This window comes from uncultured Megasphaera sp., assembly GCF_900539295.1.
Taxonomy (GTDB): domain Bacteria; phylum Bacillota; class Negativicutes; order Veillonellales; family Megasphaeraceae; genus Megasphaera.
On sequence record NZ_UQBH01000007.1, the window covers coordinates 68419 to 89576 of the forward strand.

Genomic DNA, 21158 nt, shown 5'->3' on the forward strand with positions numbered 1-21158 from the left:
AAACATAAAAAACGGAAGGCCCTGTTTTAATCAAAGAAAAGGTCTGACAGGCACCATCCTTCATAAACTAGAAACATTATACCATATATACCGATATCGGTGCATATATCGATATCCCTCTTTTCCTTACACTCCCTCTCGACCAACAAAAGGCCCATGTTCCGTATTTCGACAACAAAAAAATTCCGAGCAGCCCGTCGAGGTTGCTCGGAACAAAAAATCTCTTTTTTTATTATCTTTTCCGTAAAGTATTTATTCATCTGGTCAAAGGACACGGTCGTCCCGGCCCGGCGTGCCGAAATGACGGCCGCTGCGGGCTTTAAGTAAAAAGCCTTATTCCCGTTGCCGTTGGCTTCGGCATAAAAGACGCGGTCCATGAAGGACGTCATATTGCCGGCCAAGGCCGCGTAATGGACGGGCGAACCGAAGACGAAGCCGTCGGCCGTCAAGGCCTTTTCCCGAAAATCCTTGACGATATCGGGAATGACGCAGTGCCCGATGTCCCTACACTTATGACAGGCCATGCAGCCGCCGATAGGCTTGGCGCCGATCCAAAAGAATTCTGTTTCAATGCCGAGGGTTTCCAAGGTCCGGGCCACTTCCTGAAGGGCCGTATAGGTACAGCCTTCTTTGTGAGGCGAGCCGTTTACCAGTAATACTTTCATCGAATCATCCTCTCATGACGGCCCCTGTCCCGGAATCTCACCGAATATTTTTACTATATCACTTGGAACCGAGTCCAAGTCAAGGGGTCATCTGTCTTTTTTATTATGAATTGAAAACTTCGCCGGCTTCATTGAACCGTCGGACGGCGATCAACCGCGCACAACCGAACCGCCAAAGACGGACGACATCTGGATTTTATCCAAGGCTTCGTCGATTTTCCGCACTTCGTCTGCCGTGAGTTCAATATCGGCAGCGCCGCCGTTTTCCAGGAGGCGTCCCGGATTAGTCGTTCCCGGAATGGGTACGATCCAAGGCTTTTTAGAGAGCATCCAGGCCAACGAAAGCTGTGCCGGCGTCGCCTGTTTCGAAGCAGCCAAGTCCTGAATCCACTGCAGGAGAGCCTTGTTTTCTTCCATGGCATCGGCCTGGAACTGAGGCATGTTCCGGCGGTAGTCCGTATCCGGATCAAACTGGGAGTTAGCGTCGTAACGAGCCGTCAGGAAGCCGTTGGCCATCGGCGAAAAAGCGACTAAGCCGACCTGCAGTTCTTCCAGGACGGGGAACATTTTTTCATACCAGCGGGCCATCATGGAATAGCGATTCTGGACGGCCGTGACCGGGCAGACGGCATGGGCCCGACGCAGGGTATCGGCGTCGACTTCAGACAGGCCCCAGTGAAGGATCTTCCCTTCCTGCATGAGGTCGGCCATGACGGCGGCTACGTCTTCGACGGGAACCTTCGGGTCCTGACGATGCTGGTAGTAGATATCGATGTGGTCAGTCTGCAGACGCTGGAGCGATGCTTCCACGGACTTGCGGATGAGGTCCGGACGAGCATCGGGGACGATGGGCTTATTCGGCTCCGGCGACGTCATGTCGAAGTGGATGCCGAACTTAGTGCCGATTTGGATGCGGTTCCGGAAGGGCTTCAAAGCCTGTCCCAACAAGGTTTCATTGGCGTGGGGATCGTCAGCCGTCCCGTAAACTTCGGCCGTATCAAAAAAAGTATAGCCGGCATCGACGGCTTTGGCCAATAATTCCGTCATCTCCCGAACGTCTTTCGGCTGTCCATAGCCGTGGCTCATGCCCATGCAGCCTAAGCCTACTGCCGATACGGTAAAATCTTTTCCTAAGGTACGAGTTTTCATAAAAATCCTTCCTTTCTTTAGTAACATGAAATATCACAAAATCTGTCTAAGCTAAGATCTCCCCTGTTCTCAGCCAAGGCCGGTAACGACGGCGACGATTGGCATGGTAACCACGGCGGCAGCCGTCGTCAAGGCAATACCCTGAACGGAGACGGGATAGACATCTTTATTGTAAACGGCCGCCAACAAGGGGATAATGTTCCCCGACGGCGTCGCCAGGGCGCCCATGCCGGTATTGGCCAAACTCTGCCAACGAAAGGGCCCTTCTTGTCAGAACTTCCTTTGATGGTCTGGATAACGTAAGAGAAAAAGAGAATATTAAAAGGAATCAAGAGGACGGTCATATAAATGAGGGCGTCCTTCCCGTAAATGCCGTCGATCATGGGAACGCCCATGAAGCCGATATTGGTGAAGATGACCATGACATTGACGATGCCGTAGTGCTTCTTGGGATAGCGGAGGATCCGCGGCAGAATCCAGGCACAGGCCATGAGGAGGACCAGCATGACCAGGTGACACCAAAAGCATATGCCAGCTCTGCCCCTTCGATGCGGGGCCCCTTGCCGGTAACGCCGGATAAGCGATGTTGACCACCAATTTCGTAATCTGCGGCTGATTAGCCGGCGTCAGGATCTCATAGCGACGGGCCAGGGCACCGACGGCCATGAGCAGGACGAAAATAATCATTTGCTGTAAAATAAGCATCGCTTCGCCTTCTCCCTTTTACCAGGCTTCTTCAAAAATCGCTAAGATTTCATCGCCTTCGAGGTGTTTGTAACTGCCCGGCGAAGCGACACAACCAGCAGCAATCCGGGGCAGCCACGCCTTTTGGTCGTCCGTCATGCCCAGTTCCCGCAAGGTCGTCGGCAGGCCGATTTCCTTCACGAAGGCCGCCAAGGCTTCGACGCCGTCATTGGCGAGTTCTGCCGTCGTCTTCCCTTCCGGGGAAATGCCCCATACTTCGCTGGCAAAGCGGGCAAATTTTTCCGCCCCGGCCGACTTAATATGGCGGTAATAGACCGGCAAGAGGACGGCCAGTCCGCAGCCGTGATTGCAGTCCGTAAAGGCTCCCAGGGAGTGCTCTAAGATATGACCTTGGAAATCGCCTTTCTTCCCCAATTTGAGGATGCGATTTTCAGCCATCGTCGAGAGCCATACCAAGTTGCTGCGGGCTTCATAGTCCTGCGGATTTTCGATGGCCCTGCGGAGATTGCGGACGACGCTCTTCATGAGTGCTTCGTTAATGCTGTCCGACACATTATCGACATCGGGGGCGCTGAAATACGTTTCCATCATGTGGGTAAAAGAATCAAAGGCTCCGGAAATCATCTGCAGTTTAGGAACGGTGTAGGTGTAGAGCGGGTCGAGGAGGGCAAATTGAGCGTTGAGGGCCGGGTAATCGCGGCCGGTCTTAATCTTTAAGGCTTCGTTGGTAATGACGGCGCCGCCGTTCATTTCACTGCCCGTCCCGGAAACGGTCATAATGATGCCTAAGGGCAAGGGCTCTGCTTCGATGGTGCCGGCCTTAGCCCAAAAATCAGTCCACACGTCACCGTCATAGACAGCAGCCAGGGACACGGCCTTGCAGCAGTCCATGACCGATCCGCCGCCGACGGCCAAGATGAGGTCGACGCCTTGTTCTTTGGCGATTTTCGCCCCTTCGAGAACTTTAGCATAGGTCGGATTGGCCATGATGCCCGAAAATTCGACGACGTCCTTCCCGGCGTCGGTCAAAATCGCCATGATTTCTTCGTAAATGCCGGTCCGCTTAATGGAGCCGCCGCCATAGGCCACCATGACCTTCTTCCCGTAATGGGACAACAGTTCCGGTAAGTATTGACCGACGCAGTGTTTGCCAAAATAGGCTTTCGTACTATTTTCAAAAACAAAGTTTTCCATGTCATCGTCTCCTATCCAATATCTATCCATAACAGCCAAGGGCTGTGTAACAGCAACAAAAAGTACCGAACCTTCCAAAAAGGCTTAAAAACAGGGCTGTCTCGGCCTTTCACCTCAGGTACGAACTCATCTTATCATCCGGTATTAACTACCGGTCAAGTCTTTTTTGAAAACTTTTTCTAAAAAATGCCTTCAGCCGAAAATTCGGTTGAAAAGTCCGGCCGCCCCTCCTATTCGCTTATCAGCCGGAGCGGCTTTGAACGCCCTCCCCCGAAACAAGGACGCAGATGATGTTTGGGAAAGGGAAAGATTTTCCTTATGGTCATGACTTCCGAATAGAACTTGAGGTCAGGTGTAAAAATAAGGTATAATGATTATGTATTTTATGTAAAAAAGGAGACTACACGCTATGTCAAAAAAAATGATGTCGATTGCCATCCTAGCCTCCCTGGCAATGGCCCTGCCCCTCGGCGCAGATGCCAAAGAACGTTTTTCCAGCAGCCATGAACCCTTCTCAGCGGAGATGGCCAGCCGATCCGAAATGGACGCCTATCGGAAAGATTTAGATACCTATGTCCGCGACGTCGATAAACAAATCGACGAACTCCTGGCCCGGCGAAGAGACGCCGTCGACCAATACAACAAGGCCGTCCACACGTACAATACGGAAACCTTTTTCCATCAGGATACCCTGCCTTACTATCCCCATTACCGCCAAGGCGGCCGCCGCGGCGCCTATCATCACCACGGCCCATGCTATGCAGCCCCTCGGGAAAAGACACCGGAAGAACGACAGCAGGACCGAATTGACGCCTTCATTGACGACATGATCGACTGGGGCGACTAATTTCCCTCCTCACTCCCGGCGACCATGCTAAAAAAGACAGTCCCTATGAGAACCTCCGCCGCAGCGGAATCCGGAATGCTCCGGACCGGTTCTCAGGGACTGTCTTTTTTTCGATTTGGCTATCTTTTTTCGGCACCTCATTTACGACCAAGGCCCGGGATAACGGATCACTTCCATCATCCCGGGCCTTTTCGATTGAGCTGTGCCGCTGATATTTTCTCAATTCTTTTCATCTTAATTTCTGATTTTTTCCCATTAGCCTTTCAAAAAATAAGGGGCCACCTTTGCGTTCATCGTATCGAATTCGCCGTCAGCGGCCCTTTTTATCAGCCAGCGGCAGTTTACGGCTTCCACAGATTTCGACGGTAAGGACCGTATTATCGCCGCTCGGCACCCATTCGATGACCTTGCAGGATCCGTCCGGCGCCCCTTGCTGCCAGTCGTTGAGGAAGGACAGGATGGGGGCAAATTTTCCTTCTACGGTCACGGTCTGCCCCTCGCCCTGCCGGGCCTGATGCCACGACAAGAGGGTCAGGCCATGACGGTCCATCAAGTCAGAAATAGTCTGATTTGTATCGACGACAGGAGGCTCCTTGAACGAGGATGAAGGCGTCAGATTTTTATCGGCATGAGCTTGGAGGGGACCGCGAAGCCCCTGCCATGCCTGACAGGACTGATACGAAACAAAAGCGTAGCACCCGGAGAGAGCGGCCAATATCATGGCGGCTGCCAGCCACGACGAAGGCCTGCCTTTACGATTTATCTTCATGACAGATGACCTCTAAGGAGAAGGGAATGCTTTCGCCGCTCTTTGGCTGCATCCGGGTAACAGCTGCCTTATACCGGCCACGGGACTGCAAACTGCGCTGCCACTTCTGTGCTCCGTCGGAAGTCGCCGTCACGCCTTCGATGACGGCACCTGTATCGCGGCCGCTGACCTTGGTCACGACGACGGTATCCGGCTTTGAAAGGGCCAGGTCGACGATGAGGACGGGCCAGGAAAAAGACGAATCCTGCCGCAATTTAGCCTGCTGCTCCACCAAGGCCTGGCCTTGACGAATCCGGTCGTTATGGCCTTTGATGGTCTCTTGGATTGGCTGAAGGACCGTTTGATAATAGATTTTCTCCTGCCGTATCTGATATTGAAAAAAAGTCCCACCGGCCAAAAAGAGTACTGCCATCGCCAAGAAACCCAGGGTAAGAGGCTTCATCCAAAGGCCCGGAGGCTTGCCGTATTCAGGCGGTATCAAGTTGCATTTCATCATTCTACGCTCCCTTATAATTCGATTAAGGACGCCGTCGCCTGCGACAAGTCATAGGTGTTCATGACCTTAGTCACAGTCGCCGTCGGCATTAACGGCCGGCCTTCACCGTCCTCTTTCTCCTTCCAGGTAAGGACCGATGAACCTTCTGCTAAGAGCTCCCGCTCTGCGACGTCATAGGCCCAGGGCCGCCCCTTTTTCAGATGGACTCGATGCTCTTCGTTCCCTTCCCAAAAAGAAAGGATTCCCTCGCCATCCGGCTGGAGTCGTCCTAAGAAAGAAGGCAGGAGGTCCAGCGAGGCGATGACGGCACCGCTGTCGACGACGGACCGGCACAAGGCGTCGAGACAGTCCCTCGGGTAAGCGCCGACGATCCAATCATAGAGGCCTTCGGAATTTTTTTCAGGACAAGCGGCGTCAAAGAGATAGGTCCGTCCTTCTTCATCCAATAAGCCGGCACCGGTAATGAGCCCGCGGGCTTCCTCGGCATCTTCCGTCGCTAAGGCCAGGCCCTTCCAGAGGAGAGAGGGACCTGCGACGACGACATGGACTCGCCAGCCGGAAAGGCCGTAGCGGTCCAGCAGCAGCGGCATTTTAACCCGAATTTCATCAGGAGAGTCGAGCCAGTCCTTCTTCCATTGCCGCTCACACTCGGTGTGGCCTTGACAAAAAGCGACGGGACCGTACCACTGGCGGGTCAATTTTAAGACCCGAATCGTCCGACCGACCAGCCAGAGATACGCATTTCTGCGCCACCACATGGAATCACCTCTCATTCCTGATAACGGATAAACCGCAGTTCATACTGACCCGCTTCATTTACTGCGACTTCAAAGAAAAGGCTGCATGTCTGTTCTAAGTCTTCCTCCTCATCGACAGCCAGGCCCATTATATACCCGTATTCAAAACGACTTTCGACAGATACCGCTTCCCCCTTTTCGGCAAGCTGGGCCGCTTGGGGAACCGCCACGGGCTGACCAGAAACATAAGGGGCCGGATTTTGCTGCACCGTCTGCCAGCCTTCGAGGACGGCACTTTCCGCCAAGTAGTGCAGGCGGACTTTCTTCTCATAGAGGCTGGCCAGACGCAGAGAGTTCAAGGACACCAAGGCCGTCGTCATAATCAGGGACAAGGTCAGGACGGCCAGGGCGATGATAGAAAAAGAAAAGAATCCGTTTCGCGTATTCATCGACTTCCTTCATTTAACGACGTTACCATAAGTTTGACTGGCAGAGACAGGCCGCTTTCTTCCTCGACGAGGAGGAGCGATACGGCGATGGCCTGCTCTTTTCGGGAAAAGGCCGGTTCCCTCCCCTGAGGGCGAATCAAAATCCGGCAGCCCTTCATCGTACCGGCACCGCCGCTGAGGGGCTGATAGGAGCCATCACTGAGCCGGATAAAGAGCGTTTCTCCCGATAGGATAAAGCCCTTTTTCCGCCCTTGCGGCGTTTTAAAGCGAAGGCTGTCCGGTGCCGCCGTAATATCACAGCCATAGGTCAATTCTTGGAACAAGGTCTCTTCGATGCTGACCGCCTGCCGCAGCAAGGCCTCTTTAATTTGAGCCTTTCTATCGAGGCGCACGGTCTGACTGACCAGGGGCAGGAAGGCCGTCACGGCCAGGACGACTAAGGTCATGGCCAACAGTAACTCCGTCATCATCCAGCCGTTGGCTCGGCAGCGCGGCCGGTGCCAGTCGCCGACAAGAAAATTGGGTTCCACCTTCATCACCTACTTCAACTTCCCATAGGACATACCCGTTTTCTTCGCTATCCTTTCGGCAGCGAATCTCATAGCGGTGACCGGACAGCTCAATTTCCCGCGGCAGGGGCTGCTCGGCCTTCCATAACTCCATGGCCTGACGGCCGACCATGGCCGCCTGATACTTCACTTCCGCCCGACGGTGGATTTCCATCGCCTGAACGGCCAGACTTCCGGCGACCAAGAACAAGCCGGCACCGATGACTAAGGCAATCATACCGTCGGCGATGAAGAAAAAGCCGTTGCCCCTACTCGATGCGAATGCGCCCGGTCTGGGCCGCCACGACGATGCGCCGTTCATAGCGATCCTCTTTCGAAGAAACGACGACCACCATCTTATATTTCGGACGACCGTAAACATCGAACTGCACCATTCCTTTCGTCACTCGCAGGCCCGTCGGATAGGGCCTTTTTTTCTTGGCCCGGTAAAGATGCTGCACTAAGTAGTGATCCTCTTTCAGAATCAATTTACAGTAGCCGTCGCCAAAGGAATTGCCCATACTGTGCTGGCGAACGACTTCCATATCGAGTACCAGATTGCGAACCAGGCTGTCCACGGTCTGATGACGGCTGAGGGTCTGGCTGCTGCTCATCGCCAGGGCCGCATAAAGGCCGAGAACGGCTAAGGATACCGCAAGGCCGGTAAATTGAATGAATCCGTTTTTAGGCTTCATAAGCCCATTCCTGCCGTCAGCCAATTAAAATGGAGTTCCTGGGAAAGCCACCATCCCAAGAGAAGAAAAGGTCCGAAGGGAAGCATGGTCTTCCCCTTTATTCCCCAGCAGATGAGGGCAATAATGGTGGCCAGCAAAAATGAGGCCACGGTCATGATCCAGGCCCCGCCAGCCGGACAGCCGATAGCAAGGGCCAGGGCCAGTTTGATGTCGCCGCTTCCGATACTGTCCGGCCACAGGCCATAGAGGAGGAGAAAAAAGAAAATCGTCGCACTGACGGCCAGGATCGATGGTCGGACCAGGTCCAGGCACAGGGCCAACAGATTGACCAGCGCCAAGATGAGGACCGGGGTGTCAGGAATCCAATAGGCCTTGATGTCGGTATAGGTAATGACAGCGGCAGCCCCGAAAGCCAGACCGTACCAAAGGGCGAAGAGTTCCATCGCTTAGGTTCCGGCCGGCACGCCTGCGTCGGAGTCGGAAGAATAATGCTTATCGTTATAATCGGCAGATACGACGCCATTTTCGATGCGATATTCTTCTTTATCCGGCGTCAGCGGCTTAAACTGCAGGTACTGCCGCCCTTCGCTGTCGGCCGTGACCAATTCATCGACAGTCGTCGGGAATTCACCGTGGTCGATTTCATACAAGGCCGCCGCATTGCTGATGGTGCGGATATCGGCCTGTACCTTGGCTTCCTGCGCCGTCTTAGTAGCCGACGTAAACTTGGGCACGGCAAACGAGGCAAAGACCAGGATGATTGAGACACAAATTAACATTTCCAGCATAGAAAAACCGTTTCGCAGGGTCATGATAAAACTCCTTTCAGGAAGTAACAACGGAAGACGCCATATCGAGTAAAGGCAGTAGTAATGAAAACATCAAAAAGCCCATGAAGATGCCGACGATCAGGAGAACCATCGGCCCCAGCCAGCGCTGAAGGCCGGTCGCCCACTGACGGAGACGGCTGTCATAATAAGCGGCTATGGCCCCTAAGGCATCGTCATACTTGCCGGTCATCTCGCCGACGGTGAGCATGGTCTCGATGTAGGCCGTGCCGTAGGGACTGCTGTGAACGGCCTGGCTAAAGGTCTGACCCCGTTCCAGCATAAAGGCGAGGTGCCGGACATAGGTCTGAAACAGCCGAGACGGCACGACGGCCCCGGCGCCGGACAGGCATTCCAGCAAGGGAATCCCACCGGATAGCTGAACGGCTAAGACGCGGCTGAATCGCTGCCAGGCCCAGACCAGAAACAAGGGACGGACGAAGGGAATACGGACGACGGCTTTTTCCATAGACAAGCGATAGGTATCGTCCTGCCAGGCCCGATGGAGGAAAAAAAACGTAAAACCAATCACCAAGGGCAGGTAGATTCCCTTCTGCTGCAGCCAGTCACAAGCTGCCAAGAGATACTGCGTCCCCTTCGGTACGGGGACGTTCATCTGAGCCATCATGTCGACGAAGACGGGAATGATGAAAAACACGGCACCCGTCATCAAGAGGAAGAGACAGGCCAACAAAAAAACGGGATAGGCTATGGCTTCGATAAAAGCCCGACGGTCCCGGTCGGCTCGTTCATAGAAATCAGCCAGGACCTGACAGACAGCATCGAAATTTCCCGACTGTTCCCCCGCTTCGACAAGGCGGCAGGCCAATTCAGGAAAGGCCTGACAACGCTTCATGGCCATAGCCGGACGGACGCCTTGTTCCATGTGAAGGGCTGCCGTCAAAAGAGCCTGACGACGCTTTTTCTTCATGTCTGCTGCTAAGAGCTTCCAGGCCTGCACCAAAGGTACGCCGCCGGCTAAAAGGGTTCCCAGTTGGCGAAAGAAAAAAGCCAGATTTTTTCCATCAAGGCGCGGCGATGCCGTAACCATAGTCAGCCTCCCTTCGCCAATCGGACCAGAGCCTGGTCCATGGTCCGCATGCCAAGGGCACTTCCCGTCTGCATGACCGTCGGCAGCTGATGTTCCTTGCCGCTGCGAATGAGCTGAGATACAGCCGGCGTGCGGACTAAAATTTCCCGGGCCACAGCCAAGGCTTCTCCGCAGACGACGAGCCGTTGGGACAAGACGGCCTGAAGGACCATGGACAGGCGGTGCCGGACTTCATCTTGCCCGTCGACCCCATAGGTACTGGCAATACGGCTTACCGTATGGACGGCTGACGGCGTATGAAGGGTGGAAAAGACGAGATGCCCCGTTTCAGCTGCTGTCAAGGCGGCGTCCATCGTTTCCCGGTCACGCATTTCGCCGATGAGGATAACGTCCGGGTCCTGCCGCAAGGATTGGCGAATGCCTTCCGCAAAGGATGAAAAATGACGGCCCAATTCACGCTGCGTAATGAGTGCCTCTTTTCCCGCTTCTACGTATTCAATGGGGTCTTCTAAGGTGACGATGTGACAGCGGCGCCGCTCATTGATGCCGTGTAAAATCCGCCACAGAGCCGTCGTCTTACCGCTCCCTGTCGGCCCCGAGACCAGGACCAGTCCGCTCGACAAGGTACCGAGACGTGTCAAAAAAAGTTGGTCCCGATCTTCCGGAAGGTCTTCTATGGGATAGAGAAAGCGAATGGCCAGGTGCAGGCCGGCTTGTTCCCTGCAGACGTGAAGGCGGCAGCGCAAAGACGACTTCCAGGAGAAGGCCCCGTCGCCGTCATGCTCACCGGACCAGCCGACAGCCTCCAGAGCCCGGTGCATGCTGGAACGGTCCAAGGGCTCTTTAGAAGCAGGAGAAAGACCGGTCGCCACCCGCATCATAGGCGGCCGCCCTTCTTGGAGGTGAAGGTCAGAAGCCCGACCGGCAATCGCTTTTTCCATCAGGCCGGTCATGTCCATAGGTCCCGGCCTCCCTCACAGACGCGGCGGATTTCAGCTTCGTCGGTCAGTCCCATTTCAAGGGCTCGCTGTACAACAGTCGGCAGCAGGACGGCCCCGTCCCGTTCTGCCCCTGCCGTCAATTCCGGAAGGCCGGCACGGCGCCGAAAGGCCTCTTTAAAAGATGGCCCGGCCGGGACGACTTCGCAGAGACAAAATCGCCCTTCATATGAACCGGAGGCGGTTTTACGGCGGACCAGGCGCTGCGAGACGATGCCCGTCAAGGCGTCGGCCACAAAATAAGGGGCAACGCCCATGTCGCTCAGGCGAACTGCCGCTTCGACGGCACTCGGCGCATGAAGGGTACTGAAGACGACGTGTCCCGTCAAGGCCGCCCGGACGGCGATCTGGGCCGTCTCCCCATCGCGGATTTCGCCGACGACGAGGACGTCCGGGTCTTGGCGCAGTAAGGCCCGCAGCCCGTTTTGAAAAACCATGCCTCCTTTAGGTTGAACCTGGCTCTGAGACAGGCCATCGATTAGGATTTCTACCGGATCTTCTAAGGTTGCAATGCTGAGGGCTTCGTCCTGAATATGGCGAAGGGCGGCGTAGAGGGTCGTCGTCTTACCGCTCCCCGTAGGCCCGCAAATGAGGATCAGCCCCTGCCGGCGGCGAATCAGTTTCTCTAAACAAGCTAAGGCATCACCGTCCATGCCGAGGGCCGACAACTGAAGAGGCAGACGCTCGCCGTCGAGGATGCGGACGACGATTTTCTCGCCGCGAACGGTCGGCAAGGTACTGATGCGAAGGTCCAGACGCCGCCCGCCGTCCTGCCAAACGATGCGTCCGTCCTGGGGCAGCCTCCGGTTGGCAATGTCGAGGCCGGCCAGGACCTTGATGCGGCTGACAATATTGTCGAGACTCTTTCGAGGAAGACTGCCTGCCGTCTGGAGGACGCCGTCTTTTCGCCAGCGAATGCGCACAGCCTCATCTAAGGGCTCGATATGAATGTCACTGGCACCGGCAGCGACAGCCTGCTGAAATAACACGTTCACATCCATAAAAAAATCTCCTTTCCATGCTAGCATAGCACGAAAAGGAGATACCCTAAGGCGATTTAATTGTTTTTTAACGAAGCCATGATCGTCCACAGCACTTTCTTACCGAGGTTTACCAACGGCGCCAGACGTAACTCATACTATGCTGGATGACCAGGAGGATGGGGAAAATTTCGACGCGGCCCAAAATCATCAAAAAGCCGCAGTAAACTTTCGTCCACGCCGGCAGGCCGGCAATATCGGTAACGCCGAAGAGGGCCATCGTCGAACCGACACTGGACAGGCAGCCGACAGCCATTCCCATGGCCTGAATAGGCGTGACGCCGGCTAAGGAAATAATCAGCATAGAGGCGAAAAAAGTCACGATGACTAAGAAGAAGTAGCTGAGGACGCGGCTGACGATTTTCATATCGACAGGGACGCCGTCTATTTTCAAAGAAATGACCATATGGGGATGGAGGGTCCGGCGCAGTTCCTGAGCCGTCATTTTAAACAGGACCATGAAGCGCATAACCTTGAGGCCCCCCGTAGACGAACCGATACAACCGCCGATAAAGGCCAGTAAAAAGAGGACGTATTTATCGAATTCCGGCCAGGCGGCCGTCGTCGTCGAAGAAAAACCGCTAGTACTGACAAAGGATAAGACCTGGAAAAAGCCGTAACGCAGATTATCCCAGCCGTCATAGACGCCGTAGTGCCACAAGTGGAAGGATACGACGGCACTGACACCGAAGAGGAGGATTAAAAAGTACCGCAGTTCAGCGTCGTGAAAGAAGATTTTCAGACTGCGCCGCTCCCAGCCCTTCCAGTACAAGAGAAAGTTGCCGCTGGCCAGGAGCATAGAAATGACAGCGGCTCCTTCGAGGGCTCGATTGTCGTAGCGGAAAAAATCAAAGAGCGAATCGCCGCCGCTCGTCGACAACGTCATAAGGCCCTGGTTGACGGCTGCCGTCGGCGACAGGCCGGCCAGCCAATACAATACCATGGAAAAGACGGTAATGGCCAAGTATATGCAGCCCACTTTGCGGGCCGCGTCCTGCATGCTGGCCACCATAGGGCTGAAAGAAACGCTCTGATGGACCGACAAGGTCAGGCCGAAACAACCGCTGACCAAGGGCATGACCGAGGCCAGCATGAGGATGAAGTTCAAGCCGCCGAGCCAGCCCATGAGGCTGTGCCACAAGAGGAGCGACGCCGGAAGGCTGGCACCGCCGTCAGGAAGGGCCGATGTCCCCGTCGTCGTAAAAGCCGATACGCTTTCAAAAAAGGCATCGGCCGGAGAAGCAAAAACACCGGCCATGACGTAAGGCATCATGCCTACCAGGCTCAGGATGAGCCAAACCAGGACCATGTACCAAGCGCCTTCGCCGGCCCCGACTTGCCGCTTGTGATGGCGGCCCCGATAGAGACAGTAGGCGGAAAAGGAGGCAGCCGTAATGAGCGGCGGCCCAAAATAGAGCAGCCCCGCTTCCCCCCAGAAAAGGCCGGCGATGAGCGGAATGATCAGACCCAGGCCGTTGACCAGAATGAGCCTGCCGACGAGATAGAACAAGATATGTCTGTCCATGCTACTCCCTGCCTTTAAAGTACTGCATGACCTTCTGTGAATGTTCTGTCTGGCTGAAGAGAATGATCCGATCCCCTTCTAAGAGGACCGACTGGCCGTTCGGGATATAGGCTTCGCCGTCGCGGACGTAGGCGCAGACCAGACATTCCGGCGGCAAGTCGACGTCCATCAGCCGCTGGCCGATGACCGGTGCCCCTTCCTGGACGATGACTTCGACGGCTTCGGCCTTGGCGCCTTCGAGAAGGGATACCGATACGACGCCGCCCCGGGCAAAGGCCAGGACTTCCCCGGCCGACAAGAGCCTCGTCGATAAGACGATATCGACACCGACTTTTTCCATGAGGCCGCCGTATTCGATACGGGATACGCGAACGATGGTCTTCTTGGCGCCTAAATGCTTGGCAATGAGGGCCAGCATCAAATTCAGGCGGTCGTCATCGGTCAAGCAGATGACGGCATCGGCATCGGCAATCCCCTCCTGTTCCAAGAGGTCGATATCGGTCCCGTCGCCGTGAATGGCCAAGCCGTCTTCCATGAGCTCGGCTACCTGCAGGCACCGTTCGTGATCCTTGTCGAAAATCTTGACCTGAAATCCTTCCTTATCCAGCATGGGTGCCAAAAAGCGGCCCGACCGGCCGGCACCGATGATGATAACCCGTTCGATGGCTTCGATATTGCTGGGTACAAAATTTTCACTGAATTTTTCAATAGCTTTGGCATCGCCGATAAAATAGGCATTATCATGGGGATAGAGGCGGTCATCGCCATGGGGAATGATCATGCGCTGATCGCGGAAAATCATGCCGACCAAGACCGACGGCGGCATGTTCATATTTTTAAAAGGCACGTTGACCAGCGGCGAATGGCGCTGTATCTTCGTTTCAAAGAGACGGACCTTGCCGTTGGCAAAATCTTCGACGTTGAGCGCCGCCGGCGTCATGAGAATGCGGTTGATTTCACGGGCCGTAATCATTTCCGGATTGATGACCAGGTCGATGTCGAAATTCTTCTTTAAATAGTCCTTGGCCCCGGTCAAAAACTGCATGTCGCGAATGCGGACGGCCGTGTATTTAATGCCGTGCTTCTTGGCTAAAATACAGGTTACCAAATTGACTTCGTCCGTCGCCGTACAGGCGACGAGGAGGTCGGCACCGTGAATATCCGGGTCGTCCATGGTAACCGGGCTGGCACCGTTGGCCAAGATAGTCAGTACGTCCAGGGTATTGCGGACGACTTCCAGCCGTTCTTCATCGTGATCGACGACGACGATATCGAATTGTTCATGTGATAACAGCTCGGCAATGCTGTAGCCCAGCTTGCCGGCCCCTACGACAACTATGCGCAAAGGAAAAACCTCCTCATATGGATAACCTTGACAGCAAGACGAAATGGCCGCTGCCTGCTAAGACGACAACCGTTCAAACTCCCTTACGCCCCGGCCATACCGGCCATGGCCAAGAGGGTCAGGATGGGCGTCATCTTTTCCGTATTCATGGTCATGGAAAAAGCGGACCGGACGGCACCGCTTCCGGCATCGTACCAAATCTCTTCATAAGTCATGACAAAATCATAAGCCTTGTTCTTGGCTCTTTTCCCCGTCACCGTCCGGACTAAGAGGGCCGTACAGCCCTTGTCTCGAGCCTCTTGGAGACTCTCTGTCAGAGACTGTCCCGCTGGTCCGAAAAAGGGCCGAAGGCGATATGTCAATTGGTCGTCAGCGGCTTTTTCCATATAAGGTCCGTCACCGGATAATAAAGGATCGACCTTCACCGATAAGGGCAGGACGAAGACCGAAGGGCCTGTCGCCTGTGCCGGGTCGCCTCCTGAGGAATGGCCCAAAAAGGCTTCATACTCCCCTTTAGCGTCGTAATAGCGGCGCAGGGCCGTATCGGCATAGCCGACGATGTCATGAGCAAAGCGCTGCGTCGACGGAGCGCTCTGCCACACTGTTTCCTTAGAAAATTGGCTGTACGTCCCGCTCACGGTCTGCAAAATGCCCTTCACCGGGTCATCGGCCATAACGATGCGGTCCAACTGAAGAAGCGGTTCATAGGTCTCATTAAAGGCCGAATTGCCCACAGCCGGCGCTCCGAAGGTGACGACCTGAAGGTTTCGGACCCCGTCGTCATAGAGCCGGGCGGCAGTAAGGAGAGCCACGGCGCCGCCGAGACTGTGGCCGGTCAAGGTCACGTCCTGTAAGGCTGCGTCGGCCTGCACGAACTGTCCCAGCGTCGTGTCCTCATAAGGTGCGTCCAACAAGGTCTTCGTATAGTGAGAAAAACCGGCATGGACCCGCATATCCGCTGCCTCCCCATTTCGATACGGGATGGAGTGGAGATTCAAATCGGATTTGACGTCGGCCAAACTTTCCGTCCCCGTTACGGCAATGAAGGTCTCCTTCCCCTTGCGGGCGATATGGAATTTCGTTTCCGACCGGTCATCCTTCTCGATCCGGTTGTCAACGTCCCAGCCGCGGCGCCGGAGTTCATCACGGGCCGCCTCTCCGGGTTTATCGTCATAAGACGCCAGGGACAGCCAGACCGACAGGGCTTCCGTCCGCGCCTTATGATACGTTTCCTGCGGCGACGCTGCCAAAGCCGACAAGGCCGTCACGACGAAACAAATAGCTAAGGCCAGTATTTTCTTTCCCCTCATAGGAATTCCCCCTCTTTGCGGCCTCCTCGGCCGACCGGTCATGCTTGATACGATAAAATAGAAAAGACTTCCCGATTGGGATGGTCTGAAGCTTCAAAGTAGAGGGTCCGCTTCAATTCCCGTTCCCATTCGGCTTTTCGCTTCTTATCTTTCAAGAGGGCCAGAACGTCGGGATGGGCTGCGATGAGGACGTCGCCCCGCAGCTGGCGATTGGCCGCCATGTGGCGCAGGCGGCGAATGATCTGGAGGACCACCGTTTCCGCCGAATAGAGATAGCCCGAACCGCCGCAGACGTCACAGGGATCGAACTGGACCTGATACAGGCTCTGGCGGGCCTTCTTGCGGGTGATTTCGACGAGATTCAAGGCCGTCATACCGAGGACCCGGGTCTTGGTGCAGTCCATAGCCGTTTCGCGGATCAGAATCTGCAGGATTTCATCGCGCTTTAAAGGCTGGGCCATGTCGATGAAGTCGATGATGATGATGCCGCCGATGTCGCGCAGGCGAAGCTGGCGGGCGATTTCGACGGCGGCCTCCTTATTGACGTGAAAAATCGTATCCTGAAGGGTCGTCCCGTTGCCCGTATACTTGCTGCTGTTGACGTCGATGACGGTCAGGGCCTCGGTATGATCGATGACCAAATTGCCGCCCGACGGCAGGGGTACGATGCGCGACATCAGTCCCTTCAACCCTTCTTCGATGCCATAGTGTTCGAAAATCGGTTCTTCCCCTTCGTAGAGGCGAATACGGTTTTGCCACTGAGAATCGGGAAAAATCTGAGAAATACGTTCATAGGCTTCTCGGCTGTCGACGATGACTTGCTTGACATCGGCCGTAAAATGGTCGCGAACCATGCGCATGACCAAGTCGGCTTCACGGTACAAGAGGGTCGGCTTCTTGGCCAGGGCATAGCGCTGGCGAATACTGTCCCAGGTATGGAGCAGGTACTGGAGGTCGCCTAAGAGTTCTTCCCGCGACACGCCTTTAGCCACGGTGCGTATGATGAGTCCCATGCCGTCGGGCTTTATTTCGGCCACGATGTCCCGCAGGCGGTCCCGTTCCTGTTCATCGCGGATTTTTTTCGATACGCCGATGTAGTCGACGGTGGGCATCAAGACGGCAAAGCGGCCGGCCAAACTGACGTTAGCCGTCGCCTTGGGGCCTTTTGAACCTTGTTCGTCCTTGATGATCTGGACTAAAATAGACTGGCCTACAGACAGGTGCATCTGCTGGATTTCCTCTTTCGACGCCGCCCGGGGAAACATATCGCCCATATAGATAAAGGCATTCTTGCGGCGGCCGATGTTGACGAAAGCAGCCTGGAGCGACGGCAGAATATTCTGGATCGTCCCCTTATATATGTGATTGACGATGTGCATGCCATCGTCCCGTTCTACCGCAAAATCACGAAGACGACCATCTTCGAGGATAGCCATGCGCGTTTCTTCGGGCATGACGTTGCCAACGATCGTTTTCATCGTGTCACTCCTCCTTGTACATAGCTGACGAAGCGTATCTCTTTCTAAAAAGGCCGATTATTTGACCAATAAGACGGCAAAATAACCGGTTTCTTCCGCATCGCCGGCCCGTTCATATATTTTCTCGCCCGAAAGGCCGCAACGTTCGATCATGGAGGTCCTTTCGAGGAGGCCCAATTCCTTCAGTTCTGCCTGAAGGGGTCCCAATTTTCCCGACGGCTTCATGATGACCTTGCTGCCCGGAAGGGACAAGAGCTTCCGGCGGTCTTCATGATTGCCGGGAATAATCATCAAGGCTTCGTCCTTTTCGCACAGAGGCTGCTGCAATTTAGCGGCGACGGCACAGAAGCTGGGCACACCGGGGACGATGGCCGTTTCATAGCCGGCACCCTGAACGAGGCGGTGGACATAGATGCTGGTCGCATAGACCGTCGGGCAGCCCAGGGTAATGAGGGCTGCATCCCTGCCCTTATCGAGCTCATCCATAATGGATCGGGCCGCTTTTTCATGGGCCCCTGCCAGGACTTCGTCCTTGCGGGTCATGGGAAAGTCCAAGGTCAGGACGGTCTTATCGGACAGGCTGAGGTCGCATCCGTCCAAGGCCTTCAGTAAGATATCCTTCGCCGTCCCCGACCCGGTCCCGCTTTTGGGGACGGCCAGGACGGGACAGGAAGCAATCGTTTTCAGCGCCTTTAAGGTCAACAGCTCGGGATCGCCCGGGCCGATGCCGACGCAGTATAATTTACCTTTCATCATAACCCTCAAAGAGTGACGCCGTCTTGCCGTCGTCTTTACGAACGAAGATTCCCGTCCGACGAGCCAGCATCATGTCGGCGTGGACGGGCAGCTCAAAGTCTTTTTCAAGGACTTCCCAAACCTGAATGGGCTTGATGGCCCCTTCTTCAGTCTGATAGATGCCTACCGTTAAGTAGACGTCGCCGTCTTTGACATTGCCGTGAATGGCGTCGATGACGTGATTTTTCACTTCAATGGTCCGTACGCGGTGCTTCCCTTTATGAGACACCTTTTCGTAGAGGACCGATTCGGCCTCGTTAAAGCGTTTCAGAATGGCATTCAACCCGTCCTGACTGAGGTCTTCCTTCAAAGGGCCGCGCAGGGTGTAGACGGCATAGTTGGCAATGGCCATCAATTTCGGTGCCTTGGGGTCGACATAGCGGCCGTCGAGGACGGCAAAGCCCTGGGGGGACATGGCGTTCATGCGGGCCATGACATCGGCGACGGGAATTTCTTCGGCCAGTTCCATATCGAGGTATTCGATGTCGGCCGACACGCCGACGCCGAGGGCAGAGGCGAAGCTGAGCTTCATATGAGGATTGAAGCCTTCGGAGTAGCAGATGGGCAGCTTAGCCCGAACGATGACGTAGCGCACGGCCCGGGCAAAGTCGAGGTGGGACAAAAACTGCAGGGCCCCGTCTTTCTTAACAGCTAAACGTATTCTTGCCATGAGCGTCCCCTGCCTTTCTGTCAATAATCGAAATGCCCAAATTCGGGCAGACACCGCAGCCCGTACAGGACAGACGGCGGCAGTCATGAGTCAGTTCGGCCCGTTCGGCCCGCATCCATTCCTGCTTCAAATAGTTCTTCGCGGCACCACTGGTGAGATGATCCCAAGGCAGGGCCTCGTCCAAACTGCGGTTTCTGGCGGCGTAATAATCGGGATCGATGCCGGCCAATTCAAAGGCCTTCATCCAGCGGTCGTAGTCGAACATTTCCGTCCAGCCGTCGAACTTACAGCCCAGTTTCCAGGCTTCATAGAGGACGGCGCCCATGCGGCGGTCACCGCGGGCAAAGGTCGCTTCCAAGCGGCCCGTCTTGGCGTCGTGGTAGTGGTAAGAAATGTGCTTGTCGCGAATAAGCCCCTTGATGTACTGCTGCTTGCGTTCGATTTCTTCGATGGGAAGCTGACCGAACCACTGGAAAGACGTGTGCGATTTGGGGACGAAGCTGGAGACGGAGACCGTCACCTTGCCGTTATTCTTATGGGTAACGGAACGGTATAAGTTCAGTACTTTATAAGCCAAATCGGCAATGCCGGCCAAATCTTCGTCCGTTTCCGTCGGAAGGCCCATCATGAAGTACAGTTTTACCGTCGACCAGCCGTTTTGGAAAGCATTTTCACAGGCCGAGAGGAGATCTTCTTCGGTGACGCCCTTATTGATGACGTCGCGCAGGCGCTGCGTCCCCGCTTCCGGGGCAAAGGTCAGGCCGCTCTTACGGACCTGCTGGACTTTTTTGGCGATGTCAACGGAAAAGCTGTCGACGCGGAGCGACGGCAGGCTGACGCTGACCTTCTGGCCCTTAAAGGCGTCGAGGAGCTGGTCGACCAGTTCCGGCAGGCAGGAATAGTCTGCCGAGCTCAGGCTCATGAGAGAAATTTCATCGTAACCCGAATTGGCGACGATGTCTTTGGCTAGTTTTACCAGCTGTTCCGGCGACTTTTCCCGAATGGGACGATAGAGCATGCCGGCCTGGCAGAAACGGCAGCCCCGGCTGCAGCCGCGGAACAGTTCGAGCACGGCCCGATTGTGAACGATATCGATGTTGGGCACGATGGGTTTCGTCGGGAAAAAGACGTGTTCCACGTCAGGAACGACGCATTTTTCGATTTCCGCCTTGGCTTCCGGTTCCGTCGGGACCAGGGCCTTGAAGTTGCCGTCTTCGTCGTACTCGGCATCATAGAAGGACGGCACGTAGTTTCCCGGCTGCTTAGCCAGTTCTTTCAAGAGGCCTTTCTTGCCGCCGGGCTTTCCGCCTTCTTTCCAGGCGATGATCGTATCGGCCAGAAGCTGCGTCGATTCTTCCGATTCACCGAGGAAAAAGATATCGATGTAGTCGGCCAAAGGTTCTGCATTATACGCACAAGGACCGCCGGCGGCCACTAAGGGCATATCGTCGCCGCGGTCTTTGGCAAAAATCGGCAGTCCGGCCAGATCGAGCATATTTAATATATTGGTAAAACTCATTTCATACTGGAGGGTAAAGCCGACCATGTCGAAATCGCGGACAGGCGTCTTCGTTTCCAGCGAAAACAGAGGATACCCCTTGGAGCGCATGAGGTCTTCCATATCCGGCCAGGGCGCATAGACCCGTTCGGCGGCCACATCGGGCCGTTCGTTGAGCAGGGCATAGAGGATGCGCAGGCCTAAATGGCTCATGGCCACTTCATAAACATCGGGAAAACAATAGGCAACGGTCAGTTTTACCCGGTCGTGGTCTTTTACGACACTGTTCCATTCCCCGCCGACGTAGCGGGCCGGTTTACTGACTTTGCTCAATAAAATCGGATCTATCTCCACAGGATGTGACAAT

Annotated in this window: 23 protein-coding genes and 1 pseudogene; 1 reads left to right on the top strand and 23 read right to left on the bottom strand. The window is 55.1% G+C overall.

The window, feature by feature from the left end; genetic code table 11:
• Window positions 1–26: 26 nt before the first annotated feature.
• The 5 genes and pseudogenes from QZQ46_RS03670 to QZQ46_RS03690 all read right to left on the bottom strand — a co-directional run bounded on the left by QZQ46_RS03670 (window position 27) and on the right by QZQ46_RS03690 (window position 3713).
• Entirely contained in the window at window positions 27–665 is a 639-nt protein-coding gene (locus QZQ46_RS03670; RefSeq protein ID WP_296826916.1) for a flavodoxin family protein, read from the bottom strand.
• Window positions 666–815: 150 nt separating this feature from the next.
• The gene (locus QZQ46_RS03675) at window positions 816–1814 is read right to left on the bottom strand and encodes an aldo/keto reductase (protein WP_292279160.1); all 999 of its coding nucleotides are present in this window, start codon (window positions 1812–1814) and stop codon (window positions 816–818) included.
• A 69-nt stretch (window positions 1815–1883) separates the two neighbouring features.
• Window positions 1884–2057: a hypothetical protein gene (locus tag QZQ46_RS03680; RefSeq protein ID WP_296826919.1), complete on the bottom strand. Its 174-nt coding sequence runs from the start codon at window positions 2055–2057 to the stop codon at window positions 1884–1886.
• Between the two features lie 83 nt (window positions 2058–2140).
• Window positions 2141–2320 (bottom strand): annotated as a pseudogene (locus QZQ46_RS10575) (AEC family transporter); the annotation flags it as partial.
• Window positions 2321–2537: 217 nt separating this feature from the next.
• A complete protein-coding gene (locus QZQ46_RS03690) occupies window positions 2538–3713 on the bottom strand; it encodes an iron-containing alcohol dehydrogenase (RefSeq protein WP_296826923.1) in 1176 nt (391 codons plus the stop codon).
• Window positions 3714–4122: 409 nt separating this feature from the next.
• Between QZQ46_RS03690 and QZQ46_RS03695 the strand changes: the two genes are divergently transcribed.
• Window positions 4123–4560 carry a hypothetical protein gene (locus QZQ46_RS03695; RefSeq protein ID WP_296826925.1) on the top strand — a complete coding sequence of 146 codons (438 nt, stop codon included), beginning with the start codon at window positions 4123–4125 and terminating at the stop codon, window positions 4558–4560.
• Between the two features lie 310 nt (window positions 4561–4870).
• Here the strand turns inward: QZQ46_RS03695 and QZQ46_RS03700 are convergent, their stop codons facing one another.
• The 18 genes from QZQ46_RS03700 to QZQ46_RS03785 form a co-directional block, all read right to left on the bottom strand.
• Window positions 4871–5329, bottom strand: coding sequence for a hypothetical protein (locus tag QZQ46_RS03700; protein WP_296826927.1), 459 nt, complete (start codon window positions 5327–5329; stop codon window positions 4871–4873).
• The gene (locus QZQ46_RS03705; protein ID WP_296826930.1) at window positions 5313–5825 is read right to left on the bottom strand and encodes a hypothetical protein; all 513 of its coding nucleotides are present in this window, start codon (window positions 5823–5825) and stop codon (window positions 5313–5315) included. The genes QZQ46_RS03700 and QZQ46_RS03705 overlap by 17 nt, the downstream gene beginning before the upstream one ends.
• An 11-nt stretch (window positions 5826–5836) precedes the next feature.
• Window positions 5837–6583: a hypothetical protein gene (locus tag QZQ46_RS03710; RefSeq protein ID WP_296826932.1), complete on the bottom strand. Its 747-nt coding sequence runs from the start codon at window positions 6581–6583 to the stop codon at window positions 5837–5839.
• A gap of 11 nt (window positions 6584–6594) precedes the next feature.
• Window positions 6595–7011: a hypothetical protein gene (locus QZQ46_RS03715; protein WP_296826934.1), complete on the bottom strand. Its 417-nt coding sequence runs from the start codon at window positions 7009–7011 to the stop codon at window positions 6595–6597.
• Window positions 7008–7547: a hypothetical protein gene (locus QZQ46_RS03720; protein WP_296826980.1), complete on the bottom strand. Its 540-nt coding sequence runs from the start codon at window positions 7545–7547 to the stop codon at window positions 7008–7010. The genes QZQ46_RS03715 and QZQ46_RS03720 overlap by 4 nt, the downstream gene beginning before the upstream one ends.
• A 281-nt stretch (window positions 7548–7828) precedes the next feature.
• Window positions 7829–8254 (bottom strand): hypothetical protein, encoded by a 426-nt coding sequence (locus tag QZQ46_RS03725; protein WP_296826936.1) that lies wholly within the window; start codon window positions 8252–8254, stop codon window positions 7829–7831.
• The gene (locus tag QZQ46_RS03730) at window positions 8251–8697 is read right to left on the bottom strand and encodes a prepilin peptidase (protein WP_296826938.1); all 447 of its coding nucleotides are present in this window, start codon (window positions 8695–8697) and stop codon (window positions 8251–8253) included. The genes QZQ46_RS03725 and QZQ46_RS03730 overlap by 4 nt, the downstream gene beginning before the upstream one ends.
• Window positions 8698–8700: 3 nt before the next feature.
• The gene (locus QZQ46_RS03735) at window positions 8701–9066 is read right to left on the bottom strand and encodes a competence type IV pilus major pilin ComGC (protein WP_296826941.1); all 366 of its coding nucleotides are present in this window, start codon (window positions 9064–9066) and stop codon (window positions 8701–8703) included.
• A 13-nt stretch (window positions 9067–9079) separates the two neighbouring features.
• Window positions 9080–10132 carry a type II secretion system F family protein gene (locus tag QZQ46_RS03740; protein WP_296826943.1) on the bottom strand — a complete coding sequence of 351 codons (1053 nt, stop codon included), beginning with the start codon at window positions 10130–10132 and terminating at the stop codon, window positions 9080–9082.
• A 2-nt stretch (window positions 10133–10134) separates the two neighbouring features.
• Window positions 10135–11091, bottom strand: a complete 957-nt coding sequence (locus tag QZQ46_RS03745) for a type IV pilus twitching motility protein PilT (protein WP_296826945.1) — start codon at window positions 11089–11091, stop codon at window positions 10135–10137.
• A complete protein-coding gene (locus tag QZQ46_RS03750; protein ID WP_296826947.1) occupies window positions 11082–12131 on the bottom strand; it encodes a GspE/PulE family protein in 1050 nt (349 codons plus the stop codon). The genes QZQ46_RS03745 and QZQ46_RS03750 overlap by 10 nt, the downstream gene beginning before the upstream one ends.
• A gap of 109 nt (window positions 12132–12240) precedes the next feature.
• The gene (locus QZQ46_RS03755; RefSeq protein ID WP_296826949.1) at window positions 12241–13695 is read right to left on the bottom strand and encodes a TrkH family potassium uptake protein; all 1455 of its coding nucleotides are present in this window, start codon (window positions 13693–13695) and stop codon (window positions 12241–12243) included.
• Between the two features lies 1 nt (window position 13696).
• On the bottom strand, window positions 13697–15040 hold the full coding sequence (gene trkA, locus QZQ46_RS03760; protein WP_296826951.1) for a Trk system potassium transporter TrkA: 1344 nt from the start codon (window positions 15038–15040) through the stop codon (window positions 13697–13699).
• Between the two features lie 83 nt (window positions 15041–15123).
• Entirely contained in the window at window positions 15124–16350 is a 1227-nt protein-coding gene (locus QZQ46_RS03765) for a lipase family protein (RefSeq protein ID WP_296826953.1), read from the bottom strand.
• Between the two features lie 38 nt (window positions 16351–16388).
• The gene (locus tag QZQ46_RS03770; protein ID WP_296826955.1) at window positions 16389–17828 is read right to left on the bottom strand and encodes an Rne/Rng family ribonuclease; all 1440 of its coding nucleotides are present in this window, start codon (window positions 17826–17828) and stop codon (window positions 16389–16391) included.
• A 57-nt stretch (window positions 17829–17885) separates the two neighbouring features.
• Window positions 17886–18581 carry a precorrin-2 C(20)-methyltransferase gene (gene cobI, locus QZQ46_RS03775; protein WP_296826957.1) on the bottom strand — a complete coding sequence of 232 codons (696 nt, stop codon included), beginning with the start codon at window positions 18579–18581 and terminating at the stop codon, window positions 17886–17888.
• Window positions 18571–19293, bottom strand: coding sequence for a TIGR03936 family radical SAM-associated protein (locus tag QZQ46_RS03780; RefSeq protein ID WP_296826959.1), 723 nt, complete (start codon window positions 19291–19293; stop codon window positions 18571–18573). Before QZQ46_RS03780 ends, cobI begins: the two co-directional genes overlap by 11 nt.
• Window positions 19268–21157, bottom strand: a complete 1890-nt coding sequence (locus QZQ46_RS03785; protein WP_296826962.1) for a TIGR03960 family B12-binding radical SAM protein — start codon at window positions 21155–21157, stop codon at window positions 19268–19270. Before QZQ46_RS03785 ends, QZQ46_RS03780 begins: the two co-directional genes overlap by 26 nt.
• Window position 21158: the final 1 nt, after the last annotated feature.